Origin of the sequence: Guptibacillus sedimenti (assembly GCF_028610665.1) — a bacterium.
GTDB lineage: Bacteria > Bacillota > Bacilli > Bacillales > Guptibacillaceae > Guptibacillus > Guptibacillus sedimenti.
Genome location: NZ_JAQQWV010000002.1, coordinates 442,891 through 460,214 on the forward strand (window position 1 = coordinate 442,891; position 17,324 = coordinate 460,214).

Consider the following 17,324-nt stretch of genomic DNA (forward strand, 5'->3'; position numbering starts at 1 on the left):
TTTAGAAAAAGTAAAAGGAGTGCTAATGGAATGAATCATTAGCACTCCTTTGATTTATGAATTAGATCTGCTCTGATGATTCTAAGTAAAAAGATAGGGGATTTCCCTTTCCATAATAGGGAAGTTCCCTGATTACCAAATTCTCCTTACATTTCTATAATAAAAGTAACAAGTAACCTGCGGGGGGGATTTTATATGGCAGAATCTGTGCTTCGAAAACCGGCTAAATCTATACGCTCATTCAACCATGCATTTGCTTCAAAATTTGCGAAATCAATGTTTTTTACGATAAGTGGCTTAGTTATCCTGTCGTTTATTGCGACGAGAATGTTTACGCACGTCGATTTGAATCTTTATGGCTATATGGTGGGGACGTTCGTGTTTATCGGTGGATTCTTCTATCGTTTCATTGCCTGGGGGGAAAGACCACCAACAAAAATCATCATTAAAAAAGGAATCAAGCTGCTCGGTCGCAAGTCTACGCCAAAAACATCTGTTGAGCATCTTGGTACATATCAGTTTATCTGGAATCGGGGGATTTACCGATTGACCCAACATCTTCTGCTTGGCTGGGGTGTCATTCTATCCTGCTTTGTCACGTTTCCGCTCGTGTTTGGATGGATGTACTTCACGATGGAAGAAGGCGGTGCTTACACCGTCGTTGGAATGGGCATCAACTTAATGACTGTCAATGCAGATGGAATTCTTGCTTTCTTCTTTTATAATGCGTTGAATTTTACAGCGATCATGGTGATCGCTGGTGTGTGCATGGCGCTTTATCGTCGCTTGAAAAATATGCAGGCTAGGGCGGAACAGAACTTTATGTATGACTTTCTACCACTTTATCTTTTGTTGTTTATTAGTGTAACAGGTCTTCTCTTAACGTTTATGAACGTATTTTTGCATGGCCAGGGACATTACGTGATGTCACTCATTCATCAGTATTCTGTTATCATTACGCTCATTTACTTACCGTTTGGAAAGCTTGCTCATATTCCATTTCGACCACTTAGCGTGTTTGCGCGCAATTACCGTGAACATTATGCTGAGCAGTCGATGAAAGAATGCAAAGTATGTGGTGAACCTTTTGTTTCGACTGAACAATCAAAAGATGTGATTCATGTGCTGAATACAAATGACATTACGTTCAATATGGAAGACGGGTTTCATCTTGCTGAATTATGCCTTCCATGTCGAAGAAAATACCGCATCGCACGATTTTCTGGATTTGCGACACACGAAGTGAAAACGAAGGAGGCCAATCAGAATGCAAAGGGATAAATTTTTTCGAGATATCGAAAATGTCACTCACCCAAATGAAAAATTAGTTAAGACACATTGTAGCTATTGCGGCATGCAGTGTGGAATGAACTTAAGGGTGAATACGATCAGTAACAAAATCATTGGTGTCGAACCTCGTTATGATTGGCCGGTAACGGTTGGGAAAATGTGTCCAAAAGGGGTAACGGCATATCAACAAACGAATCACCCTGATCGGATCCTTCGTCCACTCATTCGAGATGATGCCTCATTGAAAGGAACGAAAGAAGGTTTCAGAGAAGCGAGCTGGGAAGAAGCTTATCAGCTTATTGCTAAGAAATTCGGTGAGCTGCAAGCAGAATATGGGAAAGATAGTTTGTCCGTTTTCAGCGGTGTGTCCATGACAAATGAAAAATGTTATTTAACTGGGAAGTTTGCTCGCGTTGCCCTTGGTACGCGATACATTGACTATAATGGTCGGTTTTGTATGTCTAGTGCAGCGGGTGGTTTCTTACGCTCATTCGGAGTAGACAGGGGCTCAACATTGCCATGGACGGATATCCATGAGACAGATTGCCTGTTCATTGCTGGAAGTAATACGGCAGAATGTCATCCCACTTCAATGTTTCGCGTATGGAATGTGCAGGAGCGTGGGGGTTACATCATCGTGGTCGATCCTCGTGAAACCCCTCTCGCTAGAAGAGCGGATGTTCATCTTGATCTAAAACCAGGAACGGACCTTGCGCTTGCGAATGGGATCTTGCATCTCCTAATTGAAAACGGCTATGCAGATGAAGCCTTTGTGAATAATCATACGAACGGATTTGAGGAAACAAAGGAAGTTGTAAAAGAGTTTACTCCTGAATATACGAGCTTTTTAACAGGTGTTTCACCTGAAAAAATCATCAAGGCAGCTGAAATTTATGGTAAGGCACCAAATGCCATTGTCATGTTTGCACGTGGCATCGAGCAACAGCATAAAGGTGTTGATAACGTTTCCGCATACACGAATATGGCGCTTGTAACTGGTAAAATCGGTCGACCAAAGGCCGGTGTTGCAACATTCACAGGACAGGGAAATGGTCAGGGTGGACGAGAGCACGGTCAGAAATCGGATCTTTTACCTGGCTATCGTAAAATCACGAATCCTGAACACGTAAAAGCAGTTTCGAAAGTGTGGGGCATTAACCCTGAAGAAATGCCGAAGCCAGGTGTATCAGCTTATGAGATGTTTGAGTTGATGGAGAAAAAAACAATTCGAGGACTATATCTTCTTTGTTCAAACCCGGCTGTATCTGCGCCGAATTTAAATTTCGTGCGAAAAGCGATGAAGAATCTTGATTTCATGGTTTGCGGTGACTTCTACTTATCAGAATCGGCAGAGTTTGCCGATGTGATTCTTCCGTCCGTTACGTGGTCAGAAGATGAAGGAACGGTCACGAACATTGAAGGTCGTATTATCAAAATCAACCAGGCTCAGAAGCCAATTGGTGAATCAAAGCCTGATTGGTTAATGCAAGTGGAACTTGCTGAACATCTTGGCAAAGGCAAGTATTTCTCTCATTTGAAAACGGCTAGAGATGTGGCGGATGAATTTAGATTAGCAACAAAGGGCGGAAACGCCGATTACTACGGTGCTACGTGGGATAAGATTGATCAGCAGGATGGTGTGTTCTGGCCCTGTAAAGATGGAAAGGACAAAGGAACACCGCATATGTTCCTTGATCAGAAATTCTATCATCCAGATGGGAAAGCGAAGATTTGTGCACTCCCATACCGCCCGCCTGCGGAAGAGCCCTGTGATAAGTATCCGCTCCGTCTCACAACGGGTCGTGTCGTCTACCATTACTTATCTGGAAATCAGACACGCCGCATCCAATTTCTGAATGACATGTGTCCAGAGCCATATGTAGAAGTACACCCAGATACGGCTAGTGAGTACGATCTAGAACATGATGAGAAAGTTCGTCTTTATACAAGACGAGGAGAAGCCGTCTACAAGGTGAAAGTGACGGAAGCGATTCGTAGAGACACTGTGTTTGTTCCTTATCACTTTGGTCATGATGAATCCATCAACCTGCTGACGATCGCAGCGCTCGATCCAATATCAAGAATGCCTGAATTCAAAGCATGTGCTGCTCAAATGCAGAAACTACCTAGTGAGAAGGTGTTGTAAATGAAAAAGCGACTGTATATTGAGTTGGAAAATTGCATCGGTTGCCGCGCTTGCCTTGCGGCTTGTACGCAATGCGGGGGGCATGAGCAACGGAATCGAAACTATGTGTATGACGTTAATCCGCATGTGAATCGTCAAACGATGCCACTCATGTGCTTGCATTGTGAAAATCCAGCCTGTGCACGAAGCTGTCCTGCCCAGGCGATTCAAATTCATGAATCAGGTGCTGTTCTTTCAGCATTAGTTGAGAAATGTATTGGGTGCCAGAATTGTACGATTGCCTGTCCATATGGGATTCCGAAGTTTGATGAAGAACAGAACCTCATGTATAAGTGTGATCTTTGTATCGACCGAACGAAAGATGGCATTCCTCCAATGTGTGCGAGCGTCTGTCCTTCCAACACCCTGCAGTGGTTAACGGAAGGTGAGATCGACCGAAAACAACAGCAGCACAATCTTGATAATGGAAAATGGGTAACCAGCATGCCTTATCTAGAAGGGGCAACCAATGTGAAAGTGAACCTGCCTGGCATTTTGCAGGGAACAGAGAAACTCTTTTAGGGAGAGGATTTAGTATGACGGATCAAAATAATCGTGTGCCATTCGATGAAGATAATTACACGCATAATATTAATCGGAATAATGAACGGATGCTGGATCGAAGAGGTTTCATGAAGACACTTGCAGGAGCAGCTGGCGTGTTCGCCATCTCTTCGTTACCTTGGGGAGCGGTTGCAGCTAAGGAATTGTTAGGACTTGGCGAAAAAGAATATCCACATCAAAAAATCGTTAACGTGAAAGACATCGCGGTTGGCGATTCGGTAGACTTCACTTTTCCAAGTGAACATGACAGTGCAATCTTAATTCGCTTGAGCGAGAAAAAGTATGTTGCTTATCAGAATGCGTGTACCCACTTAAGGTGCCCGGTCTATTGGGTGAAGGAAGAAAAAGAAATGATTTGTCCTTGTCATCACGGTAAGTTTGATGCGGGGACGGGGGCGCCAACTGCAGGCCCACCAAGACGACCTCTCCCTGGTATTCAAGTTGAAGTGAGAAATGGCGTAGTATACGCCGTCAAGGTGAAACGATATGAAGCGTAGTTATGTAGGCGTTCTATTACTTTGTACCATCTTACTCTTGAATATTGTTTTCACACAGTTAATGGTTCACCAGTTTTATTATGAACATTACTCAATGACGCTAGTATACGGTGGGCTGAACATTCTTCTATTTCCAATTGCGCTCCTCATTTATAAAAAGGAAAAGCATAAAGGAGGCACTCATGGGCATGAACAATGAAACTTACTTAGACTTCTGTTTTATCCAGCAAGTCACCGGTGATCTTGCAGGCGAAGTGGACCACATGCTGAAGCAAGTATTCGAGGGACAGTACCTTAACTGGTATCTCGATGAGAAAGTTGTAAATGGAGCAGAGATTGTTGTGGCTGAGGTAAAGGGGATGAGTGAGTGGACGTCTGAATATGACGTCACTCAGCATCTTGAAAGATGTGCTGATTCGAAATTCTGGGAAGTGTTACAAGGCTATCAATTTTTCGTCTATCCTGCAAATAGGGGGTGCAGCTCTTGTGGCTCACGTTAGCATGCAAGATTTAGAACCATACATCGATCAATCTGTTCGTGTTTGTATCCACGGAGAGCGGGGAGAAGAGATGGCCCCCTGGGTGAAGAAACGTGTAACAAAGCTAGAATGGTGTCCGGATCACACCCATCTTCGTATCTTTTTCGATCATCAATACTTCTTTGCTGTTCCACTTAGTAGCGAAGTTCGTCTAACGAGAAGTGAGTGGTGTGCTTATGATGAACAAGTTGGCCTCTATTACGTGATGAGAAACGAGGAGAATGAATATGTATAAAAAACTACAGCTTCCATTGCAGACAATGAATCTGGTAACAGGTTTTATGGTCTGGGTATTGATCTCATCTTTACTACCGTTTATCACAGAAGATATTGCCATTGCACCTGAGCAAATTGCCTGGGTAACAGCAGTTCCCGTGATTTTAGGCTCACTATTGCGTATACCGATTGGCTACTTTGCAAATCAATTTGGAGCTAGACTATTATTCATGATTAGCTTCATTTTATTACTTTTCCCAGTTTACTATGTAAGCATAGCGAATTCCTTCGCTGATCTTCTAGTTGGTGGCTTATTCCTTGGGATCGGTGGTGCAATCTTTTCTGTTGGGGTGACCTCTTTACCTAAATATTATGCAAAAGAACGACATGGATTTGTTAACGGCATATACGGAGCTGGTAACATTGGTACAGCCATAACGGCTTTCGCTGCCCCGGTTGTTGCTGCGAATTACGGGTGGTCATTCACAGTGAAATTATATATGGTATTATTAGGCATCTTTATTATCGCTAACTTTTTCTTAGGAGATAAACATGAACCAAGAGTCCAGGTGCCTCTAGTGCAACAAATTAAAGGAATCTATAAAAATGAAAAGCTATGGCTATTCTGTTTATTCTATTTTATTACGTTTGGCTCATTTGTAGCTTTTACGGTATATTTACCAAATTTCTTAGTCGCGAATTTCGGGCTCGAAAAAGTAGATGCAGGGATAAGGACGGCAGGGTTTATCGTGGTTGCGACGTTCTTACGTCCGGTTGGAGGCTGGCTTGCTGATAGGTTCCATTCCCTCATTCTACTAATGTATGTATTTGGCGGCTTCACAGTTGCTGCACTTATTCTATCATTCGCTCCTTCCATTCAATTGTACACGATTGGGTGCATTACGATTGCCATGGCAGCCGGAATCGGAAACGGTGTTGTGTTCAAACTTGTTCCGATGTATTTTCAGAAACAAGCAGGAATTGCAAACGGTATCATCGCAGCAATGGGGGGACTTGGTGGCTTTTTCCCACCTCTTATTCTGGCATCGCTATATCAATTAACGGGACACTATGCGATTGGTTTCATGGCATTATCTCAGTTAGCGCTTGTTAGTCTTGTTCTCGTCATTTGGATGTATTTCCAGGATAAGCTCACCCTGTCTCATCAAGTGATGGTTACGACGCCGCTTGGGATGATGGTCACTGACAAACAGGGGAAGATCATTGCGGTCAATCCTGCTTTCACGCAACTGACAGGGTTTAGTGCGAAAGAATCAATTGGAGAAAATCCGAATATGTTGAAGTCGGGAAAACAGTCCGCTGCTTTCTACCACCAGATGTGGGAAACTCTTAAACAAAATGGATCCTGGCAAGGACAAATATGGAATAAACGAAAAGACGGGAATTATTTCTTAGAATGGCTCACGATTAACGCGATTAAAGACGATTCAGGAGAGGTCATTCAGTATGCTGGCGTGTTCAGTGATATTACAGAAGATAAGTTGAAAATGACGAATGAGTAAAGGAGGCTCGAAATGGCGCTAAAAGATGGGAACGAGGCTAGTACTTATATTATTCAGTCACAAGAAGAAGAAATAAAACGCATTGCACTCGAGCTTCATGAAGGTATTAGCCAGAACCTGTATAGTCTCTATACAGGTTTGGGGTTTCTTGAGACAGGCATAGAGGATCCGCATATGAGAAGCTATGCGAAAGAAATGGCCACGCTAATGGAGCGTACGATTCAAGAAGTGAGACTACTATCTGTTGAGCTTTATCCGAATACACTCACAACACTAGGGCTCATTTCAGCATTAAAAAGTTATTCAAAGCTTTATACATCAACGTTTGGTATCTTAGTAAACTTTGAATCCACAGGTGATGAAATAGTGATGTCTGAGCAAAAAAGCATGGCGGTCTTACGTGTTTGTCAGGAAGCCCTGATTAATATCGCCAAGTACGCTGACGCAACCTCTGCTTCGATTCGGTTTACATGGAAAGAAAAATCAGTGAAAATACAAATAGAAGATTATGGGAAAGGATTCGATGTCATCAAAGTCATGAAACGAAATCATTTTACTGGAATTGCTGCGATGAAGGAAAGAATGATTCTTGCAGGTGGGAAGTGCCACGTTACTTCTAAACTGGCAAACGGAACGACGGTTTCAATCAGTCTACCCATTCAGAGAGAGGGGGAATTCTAGTGATAAAAGTTCTCTTAGTAGATGATCACGCGGTTGTGAGGATGGGCTTGAAAATGCTATTAAATTCACTAAAAGATATGGAAGTCGTAGGAGAAGCATCTGAAGGCAACGAAGGTATTGAAATAGCAATGCAAACGAATCCGGATGTGATTTTGATGGATTTAAGTATGCCTCATGGGAAGGACGGGTTATCAGCGACATCTGAGCTGAAAAAACAATTACCTCATACTGCCATTCTCATTCTTACGATGCATGATGATGAAGAGTATTTATTCCGTGCAATCCAGGGTGGAGCATCTGGTTGTGTTTTGAAGAGTGCGCCTCATGATGAGCTTGTTCAAGCGATACGATCAGTCTGTAGTGGTAACGCATACCTTCATCCCTCAGCAACAAAGAGATTGATGGAGGAATACATCGGTAATTTGAAGCAAGATGAAATGGATACTTATCAATTGTTATCCGATCGTGAGAGAGAAGTGCTTACGCTTGTTGCGAAAGGATATTCCAATAAAGAAATCGCAGAAAAGCTCGTCATCAGTGTAAAAACGGTTGAAACTCATAAAGGCAATGTAATGGGGAAGCTCAAGATTAAAACAAGACCAGAGCTTGTATCCTTCGCATTAAAGAAAGGTTTGCTAGGTTATGGAATTCAATAAGGAGGAAAGATGATGGAACCGTTTGAGAAGTGGATCTCACCTGAGGGGAATCGTTTGAAACGAGATCTTTCTTGTGATGTCGTTGGACTGGCACTACAAAATAGGGCTGGGCTAGACATTACATGGCCATGCGTCATTGGACATCGGAATGAAAAATACAAATATATCACCGTTCGCTATGGCAAAGGAATTGCAGGGAAAGTGATATCCAGCAGTCGTCCGATGGAAATAACTTCTTTTCCAAATGGTATCCTTGGCAAATCAACAGATTATCCGATCATGCTAGCTGAGCAACTCATTTCAGCTTATGCTTTTCCTTTATTATGTGGTGACTCCCCGAAAGGCGCATTATTAATTGGTTTTCGTGACGTGCATTATTTTACTGAAGAAGAAAAAAGTCAAGTGATTGAAGTAGCACGTGGTGTGGAGTCGAGATTGCCGGAATATGGGAGGGATCGCTTTTGATTGAAAGAAAAAAAAGTCACCCTTCTGTTGAAACGACGGAAGAGGCAACAATTGTTACTGACGAAAAAGGCAACATTTATTCTCTTAATGAAGAAGCGATAGATTTGTTTGGGCTTGTTCAAACGAGTCATGTAAAAACCGTACAACAGCTTTTACCTAATCTTAATTATTCACTTCTGGATCAAGGTATTGTGGTCCAGCGTTTTGGTGTGGGGCAAAATGGACGGTATTTCCCGGTGTTTTTGCGGAAAAGTTCGTTTACGCTTAAAGGAGAAGCTTACATCCTTCTCGTAATCCATAAAAAAAATGATCGCTCCATTGCTGGTTTAGAACCCCAAAAAGTACTGAATGAACTCCTCGATATTAAATTCGCGCTCGATGAATCGACAATCGTCGCGATTACCGATCATTCAGGAAAAATTGTGTATGTGAATGATCAATTCTGTCAGATTTCAAAGTATTCTCAGGAGGAGCTGATCGGAAGAGATCATTCGATTATAAATTCTGGCTATCATTCAAAGGAATTCTTCCGAAATCTCTGGCGAACGATTGCTAAGGGTGAAGTGTGGAAGGGCGAAATTAAGAATAAAGCGAAGGATGGGACGCCCTATTGGGTGGATACAACCATTGTGCCCTTTTTAAATAAAGAAGGAAAACCCTATCAATACTTAGCTATTCGTTCTGAAATTACAAACCGAAAAAAAGTTGAAGAAGAATTAAAGCAAATGGCAACCAGAATTATTGATGTTCAAGAGGAAGAACGAAAGAGACTCTCTCGAAATTTACATGACGGAATTGGCCAGAATCTTTACAGTCACCTTATTACGATCAGCCGAATGGATGCAGAACTGGATCACCCTCTTATTACGCAAATGCGTGATGAGGCGACAGCTATTATTGAGGAGGTTCGAGAGATTTCTTGGGAATTACGACCATCAGTGTTAGATGATCTTGGTCTGATACCGGCGATCCGTTCTTTCTTAAATAGGTACTCGGACAACTATGACATTGATGTTTTCTTCGAATGTGTCCTTGAGAATCGCCTTGCAAACCAGTCTGAAATTACAATCTACCGCATCATAAAAGAAGCGTTAACAAACGTACGTAAATATGCTGGTGTCAAGCAGGCTTCTGTCACAATTCGTGAACTAAATGAAGTGGTTCGAGTAATGGTAGAAGACAAAGGGAAGGGATTTGTACAAGATCGCCTTGCTTCCGGTGTTGGGTTGTTCAGTATGGAGGAAAGATCAAAGTCAGTAGGTGGCGAGTTGCATATACATACCGCTCTAGGAAAAGGAACAAAAGTGATTCTAGACATTCCGCAATAGATGGTAAGTTTCCCAAGTAAAACGATAATGCATTATGCTGCAGGACGGGAGGTTTTACATTGGAAAACATGAAAAACATTTTGAAAAGAACGTCACTTTTTCTTGGGTTAGATGATGAAGAAATCGAAGAAATTGAAAAAATCACAACAAGAAAACGTTTCGGTCAACGAAGTTTTGTGTTTATGGAAGGCGATGAACGTGAGGCGGTCTTCTTCATTGAGTCTGGAGTCGTTAAAACACATAAAATTGATGAAGACGGAAATGAACAGGTGTTTTCTTTACTGCAATCAGGGGATATGTTCCCACACGTCGGTTTCTTCGATCAATCCCCGTACCCGGCAAATGCCAGGGTGTTGCAAGACGCGGAACTCCTCATGATTCGGATTGAGGATTTTAATCAACTCATGATTGAAAAACCTCACCTTGCAATTAAAGTGATGAAAATGATGGGGAAAAAGATTCTCCAGTTACAGGAACGAGTCCAATCACTCATATCACAAGATGTTCGGCATCGTTTCATTCAAGCCATTACCAGATTAGCTTATGAAAATGGGAAGAAGCGTGATGGGGGAGTTGCCATTGATTTTCCGATTACCAACCAGGATCTAGCGAATATAGTCGGCACGTCTCGTGAATCGATCAATCGGTTATTAAATGAATTAAAAAGGGATCAGGTATTAAAAAGCGATCGTAATGGCATATTTATTTATGATCTTGCCAAACTGCAGCATTCTGAATGACAAAAAGGCACATCTTGTGCCTTTTTGCGTTAAAAATGAGGTTTCTATTCATGATGAACATTCGCGCGCTCACGTTCGAGTCGTGGAAAAAGAATATTATTCTCAAGATGGATATGCTGAAAGAGATCGGATTCGAGTTCTTCTAATTTAAGGTACGTCAAGGTATAAGTTGTGCAGGCACCTTCTGGAAGAGTGTAATTGTTCGTAACAGCTCGAAGTTCTTTTAGTAGATTGCCAGCTTCTTCGTGGTCTTGCTCAAGGGCAGCAATTGTTTCAAGTACTTTCTTCAAAGAATCTTGTGACGGGTCTTCTTCGTACGCCTTAATTTTAGGAAAGACTTTCTCTTCTTCCTGAATTAAATGATCTTCTAGTTCAAGCTTAAGTCTACGAAACAAGCTATAGACCTGACTTAATTCTGGGTGTTTCATTCCGTGCACACGATAGACTTTTGTCACAAAGGCGTTGAGTTCAGTAAGGACGTTATCGAGGTATGCATGGTGTGTAGTAAGGATGTGATCGATTAAACTTGAGTACCGTTCCAACTTCCAGTTCACTTCTCGTTCATTCAATTTCTTCGTTTCTACATAGAGGGTGTTCAATCTAGAGAGGACTTCCCCTTCATTAAGGTTTTTCTCAGCAATGGCTTCACGAATAGGACGGTTACCTCCACAACAAAAATCAAGGCGATATTCCTTCAGAATCTGGCTTGCTCTTGGAAATTGTGTGACGATCTCACCGGTTTTGGTAGCCCCATTAAACATCTTTTCCATCGTTATTACCTCCCGAATCGTTACCTATTCTTAAGTACACTCTTAATGTAAACCATTTCTATGCGCTAAACTGTGGGATAAATCACACAAGATAAGGTAATCCATCACTTAAAGAAATGGAGTAATAAGTATTGAATACTGACAGCGTTAAAAGCCATTCAAAAAGCTACCCTAAAAGAGTAGCTTTTTAAAATTTAGTTATGTACTTGAAGTTTGTTTCCACTAGGGTCATAAAAGTGAAAGAATTGATGTCCCTCATCTTCCTGAATCGGTTCTACTTGCACATCTTGGTCAACTAAATAGTTGTAGAGTCGATTGATGTTTGAAGTAGTCAGACCAACAGAAAATTCTGGTTCACCATTTTTGAAAAAGTGTCCTCTCGAGTTCTTGTCCGCTTCTACCAAAACAAAGAGGGGACCTTGGTCAAGCGATAAAACAGCTAAATCACCTCGATTAAATTTTAAGTTGAACTTTAAACACTCTGAGTACCAGGAAACGGATTCACTGACATTAACGACTGGTATTCGAATATAGTGAATACCATTAAAAAGTGAATGGCTCATTTTATTCCTCCTTACATAATCGTTACCTAAACCCATTTCGGTAAGTTCGCATGGTCTCCTTCTTATTCCTTATGATTATTGATGGATTTATTGATCGAATTTTGAAATAATTGATATGGTAAAGTGTCATTATTTCCGAAAGTGCAGGCATTGACTCATGAATAAAAAGATAATAAGTAAGGTGGAAGAAAGTATTGGTAAAATAGAGCGAGTGAGTTTGCTACAGGATCAGGGTTGTACGTCCGAAGTGCATCAAATCGTCACAAATGAGGGTAGCTATGTCATAAAAAGTTCCTATGAACAGAAATATCGAGAATGGTTGATGAATGAAGCAGCTGTATTAGAAAGGCTACATACGATCACAGAGATACCAACGCCAAAATACTATGGTTCTTTTGAAGGGGCGAATAGCAGTCATCTCATTATGTCATACGAGAAAGGAATGACTTTAACAACTGCTTTAAAGAAAGCGGAGAAACAAGAGAAACTATCTTTAATTAAGAGTTTTGGGCATTTTCTTCATCGTCTTCATGAAACGACTGTTGCTGGCTTCCATAATCATCATTGGTTAGCTCAACAGTTAAAAAAGGCGGAGGGGTACGTAAAATCTGGTCATGCTGATGGGAGTTTCGAACTCTTGCAGAAGTTGATTTTAAATCAACCATCTAGCGTTCAACAAACGATGATACATGGGGACTGCACGACGGATAACGTGATGGTGATTAACGGAGAAGTGAGTATGTTTATTGATGTTGCAGGAATGACGATGGGTGATCCTAGATATGATGAATCATTAGCGATTCGAAAATGCCTAAATCATGATGAATACATAGAAGCATTTTACGAAGGATACAGGCGTTATAAGGTAACAAAAAAAGAGTTCGAGTATTTTAATGAGGGGTTATATGAATTTTTCTAACCTATCTAAATATTAATTTATAAATTAACTAAAAAGGAACAATAGCTGCTCACTAATCGTCATTATAATAGAAAGCCAATATTAGGGATAGATTCCAATATGATAGATAAAAGGAGAGAGCGTATGGGAGTTTGGTATTTCTTACTCTTGTTTATTGGATTGTTTTTAGTAGGAAAAGGGCTCATTGGAAGTAAACGAATTTCTGTCGTTTGTATAGGCGCACTATTTATCTTGTTCGCTCTATTTATGTTTTCACCAGGGAGTGATGAGATCATTGCTGATTTATTGAATTTGAACTGAAAGGAAAATTGAGATAGAAAACCAAGGGACGTTCCTATCCAAACGAGGTGTTAGGTTGAAGACAAAAGAAGATATCATTAAGCTAATCGAAAACGATGAACGAATGATGGAGATCATTAAGGCGGCAAGTCAACTGAGTTTGCCAGATTGGTGGATATGCGCGGGATTTGTCCGTTCAAAGATTTGGGACACACTACATGGATTTGAAAACAGAACTGATACGCCAGACGTTGATGTCATTTATTATGATCAAGAAGATATAAGTGAAAAAACTGAAAAAGAATTAGAAGCTGAGTTGAAGAGCATCCTTCCAGATGTACCATGGTCTGTGAAGAATGAAGCACGAATGCACGTGATAAATCATATCGAACCCTACACTTCTGCAGAGGATGCCATTTCCAAGTTTCCAGAAACCGCAACGGCTCTTGGTGTCAAAATCGAGAAGGATAACAATCTTATTCTTACTGCTCCCTGGGGTGTGGATGATGCGATCAATTTAGAGGTGAAGCCGACACCTTTTTTTAGTGAGAGTAAAGAGCGAGCCGCCATTTACAAAGAACGAGTGATTAAGAAAAATTGGAAGGAGATTTGGGAGAAGATCGAAGTGTTTCCGTTATAGAAATGATGCTTTTAGAAGGAGATTATCTGTGATGAGGTAGTCTCTTTTTTGTAATTAAAATAGAATGGCAGAGTCTTGTTAAAGGGTAAATTCGTAAATATACATAACGAACTCCTAATTTATTACCAATTCTTGAAACTTAAGGCAGTTACTGATCGTATATTTAATTAAGACAACGAAACGGAGGTTGTATTTTGCTTAAAAGAATTCTACTAACTACGATGACGCTTATATTAACTGCTGGTTGTGCATCGAACCAGCCTGCTAGCGAAAACTCGGAAGAAGAGAATACGACGAAAGATGATGTCACAACGGTACTAGAGCAAATATTTTCAGGACCGGATGAAGAAATAACACAGATTTATGAAGAGGAAAAGTACGAAGAGGTTTCTACCTACTACATGGACAAATTCAGCTCTTACTTTACAGAAGACTATATGGAGAGTGCGATGAACAACAATTTACTTAACAGCTTTCATCGTAAGGCGTACGGAAATGGTGTTGAAATGGCTATTGGGACCATAAACGTTGAGCAGAGTGAGGACACAGCAACGGCCTATGATTTTGACATACAAGTTAACGTAAGCAATGGTCAAACTGCTGATGTTAGTGGAAGAGTTAACACAAACGAAGAAGGAAAGATAACGCAAATCCGCTATATGGATACTCAATCATTGCCCTATGCTTTCGATACAGCAACAGAAACAGAAGAGGGATTATACGTATACGATCGTTCAAGATTAGTAGATCGAACGGGAGATGAAGCTTATCAGCCTCTGTATCCGACAGTCATGCCTTATGAAGTGGATGGGGTAGAAATCAAACATGAGAGTAAGGATGATAGCACCATAACGTTTATTTTTCATGGCGAAACGGGTGAAAAGATGGAATTGATGACCGTTAAAAATGGTGAGATCTCTTCTGATCAGTTAGAGACAGAAGAGGTTTCAATTGGCGATCAAAAAGGAGTATATGCAGGAAAAGAAGGCGAGACGCAGCGGTTGATTTGGACAAATGGTTCGATTACCTATGAGTTGAAAGGGAAGATAGAGGACTTATCAAAAGAAGATTTGCTTACAGTTGCGGAGTCTTTTGAATAAGGGAAAATTGAGGAGGAGCTGAGTATATCAGCTCTCTTTTACTAGTTACCTAGCATTGCCTGGTTGTTCATGTTTTGAAATAATTGGGATTGTATTCTTTTACTAAATCCTGGGTGATTTTAAAAAATGAGGAGGAAATTTATTGACTTACAAAGAGAACTGTCCATTTTGTAATCCTGAAAAAGACGAGAAACAGAAGATCCTATTTGAAAATGAATCTTGTTATTTCTTACAACATGACGATCAACAAGATGTCTTAGAAGGCTGTGGAGTGATTGTTCCAAAGAAGCATCACGCTAACGCATTTGAATTATCGCAGGAAGAATGGAACGACACGTATGAACTTTTACAGGATGCAAAGGAATACCTGGATCAAGCGTTTTCTCCAGATGGCTATACACTTGGTTGGAATGTGGGAGAAGTCTCCAATCAATTCATTTTTCATAGTCATCTGCACGTTATACCAAGATATGATGACGAGCCATTGGCAGGAAAGGGATTGCGTTATTGGTTAAAGCAGCCTGAAAATAAAAGAAAAAAAGCACATCTGTAGTTCTCTCATCGTAAGAGGTGCGATTTTTAAGAAGAGGTAGGGGTGTTTCAGATTGTTTGTGAACTATACTCATCATCTCATTTATTATAATCATTTCTTTTCTTCACCTATACTCTTTTGGTCGGGGTTACTGGCTGCTTTTGGCTATGAGTTTGTTTTAACCATAATTGATAAAAGAACAATTAAAACGAAAGTGTCATGACATGCAATAAAAGGAGTGCTAATGAATGATTTTATTAGCGCTCCTTTTATTTATAAGATTTAATCAGTAGAACCGTCCCACTGATTCTTCCACTGATTCTTACAATCCTCAAATAAGGATTTGGACTTGTTCTACAATTAGAAATTTCAGGGAATCAATAGGAATACAGAAGGATGTAGCTGACGATTTGAATGAATTTCCAAATGAGTAAAGAGAAACAATTGTATTTTTTTAATGTGTAATCATTATAATTGTATAATAATTAACTAGCTTAAAACTTTGATTATTTCGATTTTATTCTTGTATTACAACCGTGATAAAACTACATTAAAAAAATATTTTGAATTTCTGTGTTATACTTGATTTGTGTGAAAGTTTTCTATATTTGAAATTTTTTTACTTATAGGCTTTTTCTATATGGACAAGTTTTTACTTGTCAAATAAGATCTCTTTTATGCGGAGTTACTGCAGTGAAAATAGATTTAGGAGGAATTGCCTTATGAAAGAAACAGCAATCGTATATTGTGAAAATAAATTTGGCACAATGGACGGAAAGACAGCTAATGGGCTGGTTCGAAGTTCAAGAAAATTCGAGATCGTTGGGGTTATTGATAGTACAAAAGCTTATTTGGATGCTGGCGAATTTCTTTTTGGAAAACACAATGACATCCCCATCTTTAAGAATCTTGATCATGCGCTAGAAACGGTACAGAGAGTACCTGACCAATTCATATATGGAATAGCTCCTTCTGAAGCCTTTTTAAAACAGGATGAACGAAATCTTCTTTTCAGAGTGATGGAACTGGGGATGAATATCGTTAACCCTCTTCATGAATTTTTCACGAATGATGAAGAATTTGTTCAGCATGCGAAAAAATGTGGTGTGAAAATTAATGATGTGAGGAAGCCTCCGGAGAAGAAGGACATGCACCTGTTCTCGGGTAGAATCTTAAATATAGATACGCCGATCATCGCGGTACTCGGTACAGACAGTGCAATTGGAAAGCGAACAACTTCTGTTTTGCTTGAAGAAGCCTTGCTGAATCAAGGATTAAATGTTGCATTTATTGCAACAGGCCAGACGGGGTTAATACAAGGCGCCAAATATGGTGTAGCGATCGATGCTATCCCATCGCAGTTTATGACAGGTGAAATTGAAAACCAGATCATGAAAGCGGTCGAAAATGAGAAACCCGATATTATTATTGTTGAAGGACAGGGCGCATTGAGCCATCCTGCGTATATTAGTTCGTGTGGAATCATTAGAGGTTCGAGACCTGATGCTGTTATCGTTCAACATGCGCCTAACCGTGAGTATTTGGGTGATTTCAGTTACATGAAAATGCCAACGATCAAAAGTGAGATTGATCTCATCGAAAACTTTGCGAAGTCTAAAGTTATTGCTGTGACGATTAATCATGAAAATATGTCTGATCACGAGCTTGAGCAAACAATTGCTCAGTATGAACAAGATCTAGCGCTACCAACAACTGACGCACTTAAATTTGGATGTGATAAATTGGTGGGAAGTATCTTTGAGGCTTATCCTAATTTGAGAAGAAAACAGAAAACAGTCATCACCCATTGACGATTGCTTGTGCTCCTCGCATCGAA

General features: G+C 40.4%; 21 protein-coding genes. 19 read left to right on the forward strand and 2 right to left on the reverse strand.

What is annotated here, in order from left to right; translation table 11 throughout:
• The first annotated feature begins 195 nt into the window (after positions 1 to 195).
• The 13 genes from PQ578_RS10575 (at position 196) to PQ578_RS10635 (ending at position 10,684) form a co-directional block, all read left to right on the forward strand.
• Positions 196 to 1,281: a hypothetical protein gene (locus PQ578_RS10575; RefSeq protein WP_273834261.1), complete on the forward strand. Its 1,086-nt coding sequence runs from the start codon at positions 196 to 198 to the stop codon at positions 1,279 to 1,281.
• Positions 1,268 to 3,436 (forward strand): molybdopterin oxidoreductase family protein, encoded by a 2,169-nt coding sequence (locus PQ578_RS10580; RefSeq protein WP_273834263.1) that lies wholly within the window; start codon positions 1,268 to 1,270, stop codon positions 3,434 to 3,436. The genes PQ578_RS10575 and PQ578_RS10580 overlap by 14 nt, the downstream gene beginning before the upstream one ends.
• Entirely contained in the window at positions 3,437 to 3,997 is a 561-nt protein-coding gene (locus PQ578_RS10585) for a 4Fe-4S dicluster domain-containing protein (RefSeq protein ID WP_273834264.1), read from the forward strand.
• A 14-nt stretch (positions 3,998 to 4,011) separates the two neighbouring features.
• Positions 4,012 to 4,536 (forward strand): QcrA and Rieske domain-containing protein, encoded by a 525-nt coding sequence (locus PQ578_RS10590; RefSeq protein WP_273834265.1) that lies wholly within the window; start codon positions 4,012 to 4,014, stop codon positions 4,534 to 4,536.
• On the forward strand, positions 4,526 to 4,735 hold the full coding sequence (locus tag PQ578_RS10595) for a hypothetical protein (protein WP_273834266.1): 210 nt from the start codon (positions 4,526 to 4,528) through the stop codon (positions 4,733 to 4,735). The genes PQ578_RS10590 and PQ578_RS10595 overlap by 11 nt, the downstream gene beginning before the upstream one ends.
• Positions 4,719 to 5,036, forward strand: a complete 318-nt coding sequence (locus PQ578_RS10600) for a hypothetical protein (protein WP_337958017.1) — start codon at positions 4,719 to 4,721, stop codon at positions 5,034 to 5,036. The genes PQ578_RS10595 and PQ578_RS10600 overlap by 17 nt, the downstream gene beginning before the upstream one ends.
• Complete coding sequence (locus tag PQ578_RS10605; protein WP_273834267.1) at positions 5,023 to 5,310, forward strand: hypothetical protein; 288 nt, start codon at positions 5,023 to 5,025, stop codon at positions 5,308 to 5,310. Before PQ578_RS10600 ends, PQ578_RS10605 begins: the two co-directional genes overlap by 14 nt.
• A complete protein-coding gene (locus PQ578_RS10610; protein ID WP_273834268.1) occupies positions 5,303 to 6,814 on the forward strand; it encodes a nitrate/nitrite transporter in 1,512 nt (503 codons plus the stop codon). The genes PQ578_RS10605 and PQ578_RS10610 overlap by 8 nt, the downstream gene beginning before the upstream one ends.
• A gap of 12 nt (positions 6,815 to 6,826) precedes the next feature.
• The gene (locus tag PQ578_RS10615; RefSeq protein WP_273834269.1) at positions 6,827 to 7,495 is read left to right on the forward strand and encodes a sensor histidine kinase; all 669 of its coding nucleotides are present in this window, start codon (positions 6,827 to 6,829) and stop codon (positions 7,493 to 7,495) included.
• Positions 7,495 to 8,151 (forward strand): response regulator, encoded by a 657-nt coding sequence (locus PQ578_RS10620; protein ID WP_273834270.1) that lies wholly within the window; start codon positions 7,495 to 7,497, stop codon positions 8,149 to 8,151. Before PQ578_RS10615 ends, PQ578_RS10620 begins: the two co-directional genes overlap by 1 nt.
• A 12-nt stretch (positions 8,152 to 8,163) precedes the next feature.
• Entirely contained in the window at positions 8,164 to 8,616 is a 453-nt protein-coding gene (locus tag PQ578_RS10625) for a GAF domain-containing protein (RefSeq protein WP_273834272.1), read from the forward strand.
• Positions 8,613 to 9,944, forward strand: a complete 1,332-nt coding sequence (locus PQ578_RS10630) for a PAS domain-containing sensor histidine kinase (protein ID WP_273834273.1) — start codon at positions 8,613 to 8,615, stop codon at positions 9,942 to 9,944. Before PQ578_RS10625 ends, PQ578_RS10630 begins: the two co-directional genes overlap by 4 nt.
• Positions 9,945 to 10,012: 68 nt before the next feature.
• Positions 10,013 to 10,684, forward strand: a complete 672-nt coding sequence (locus tag PQ578_RS10635) for a Crp/Fnr family transcriptional regulator (protein WP_273834963.1) — start codon at positions 10,013 to 10,015, stop codon at positions 10,682 to 10,684.
• 44 nt (positions 10,685 to 10,728) lie between these two features.
• Here the strand turns inward: PQ578_RS10635 and ric are convergent, their stop codons facing one another.
• Both ric and PQ578_RS10645 read right to left on the reverse strand, forming a co-directional pair.
• The gene (gene ric / locus PQ578_RS10640) at positions 10,729 to 11,454 is read right to left on the reverse strand and encodes an iron-sulfur cluster repair di-iron protein (RefSeq protein WP_273834274.1); all 726 of its coding nucleotides are present in this window, start codon (positions 11,452 to 11,454) and stop codon (positions 10,729 to 10,731) included.
• Between the two features lie 194 nt (positions 11,455 to 11,648).
• Entirely contained in the window at positions 11,649 to 12,017 is a 369-nt protein-coding gene (locus PQ578_RS10645; protein WP_273834275.1) for a VOC family protein, read from the reverse strand.
• Between the two features lie 157 nt (positions 12,018 to 12,174).
• Between PQ578_RS10645 and PQ578_RS10650 the strand changes: the two genes are divergently transcribed.
• The 6 genes from PQ578_RS10650 to PQ578_RS10675 all read left to right on the forward strand — a co-directional run bounded on the left by PQ578_RS10650 (position 12,175) and on the right by PQ578_RS10675 (position 17,298).
• Positions 12,175 to 12,936: a phosphotransferase family protein gene (locus PQ578_RS10650; protein WP_273834276.1), complete on the forward strand. Its 762-nt coding sequence runs from the start codon at positions 12,175 to 12,177 to the stop codon at positions 12,934 to 12,936.
• A 123-nt stretch (positions 12,937 to 13,059) separates the two neighbouring features.
• The gene (locus tag PQ578_RS10655; RefSeq protein WP_273834277.1) at positions 13,060 to 13,236 is read left to right on the forward strand and encodes a hypothetical protein; all 177 of its coding nucleotides are present in this window, start codon (positions 13,060 to 13,062) and stop codon (positions 13,234 to 13,236) included.
• 103 nt (positions 13,237 to 13,339) lie between these two features.
• A complete protein-coding gene (locus tag PQ578_RS10660; RefSeq protein ID WP_273834965.1) occupies positions 13,340 to 13,855 on the forward strand; it encodes a nucleotidyltransferase family protein in 516 nt (171 codons plus the stop codon).
• A gap of 194 nt (positions 13,856 to 14,049) precedes the next feature.
• Positions 14,050 to 14,955, forward strand: coding sequence for a DUF4367 domain-containing protein (locus PQ578_RS10665; RefSeq protein WP_273834278.1), 906 nt, complete (start codon positions 14,050 to 14,052; stop codon positions 14,953 to 14,955).
• A 142-nt stretch (positions 14,956 to 15,097) separates the two neighbouring features.
• Positions 15,098 to 15,508: an HIT family protein gene (locus PQ578_RS10670; protein ID WP_273834279.1), complete on the forward strand. Its 411-nt coding sequence runs from the start codon at positions 15,098 to 15,100 to the stop codon at positions 15,506 to 15,508.
• 701 nt (positions 15,509 to 16,209) lie between these two features.
• Positions 16,210 to 17,298 carry an N-acetyltransferase DgcN family protein gene (locus PQ578_RS10675; RefSeq protein WP_273834280.1) on the forward strand — a complete coding sequence of 363 codons (1,089 nt, stop codon included), beginning with the start codon at positions 16,210 to 16,212 and terminating at the stop codon, positions 17,296 to 17,298.
• Positions 17,299 to 17,324 lie beyond the last annotated feature (26 nt).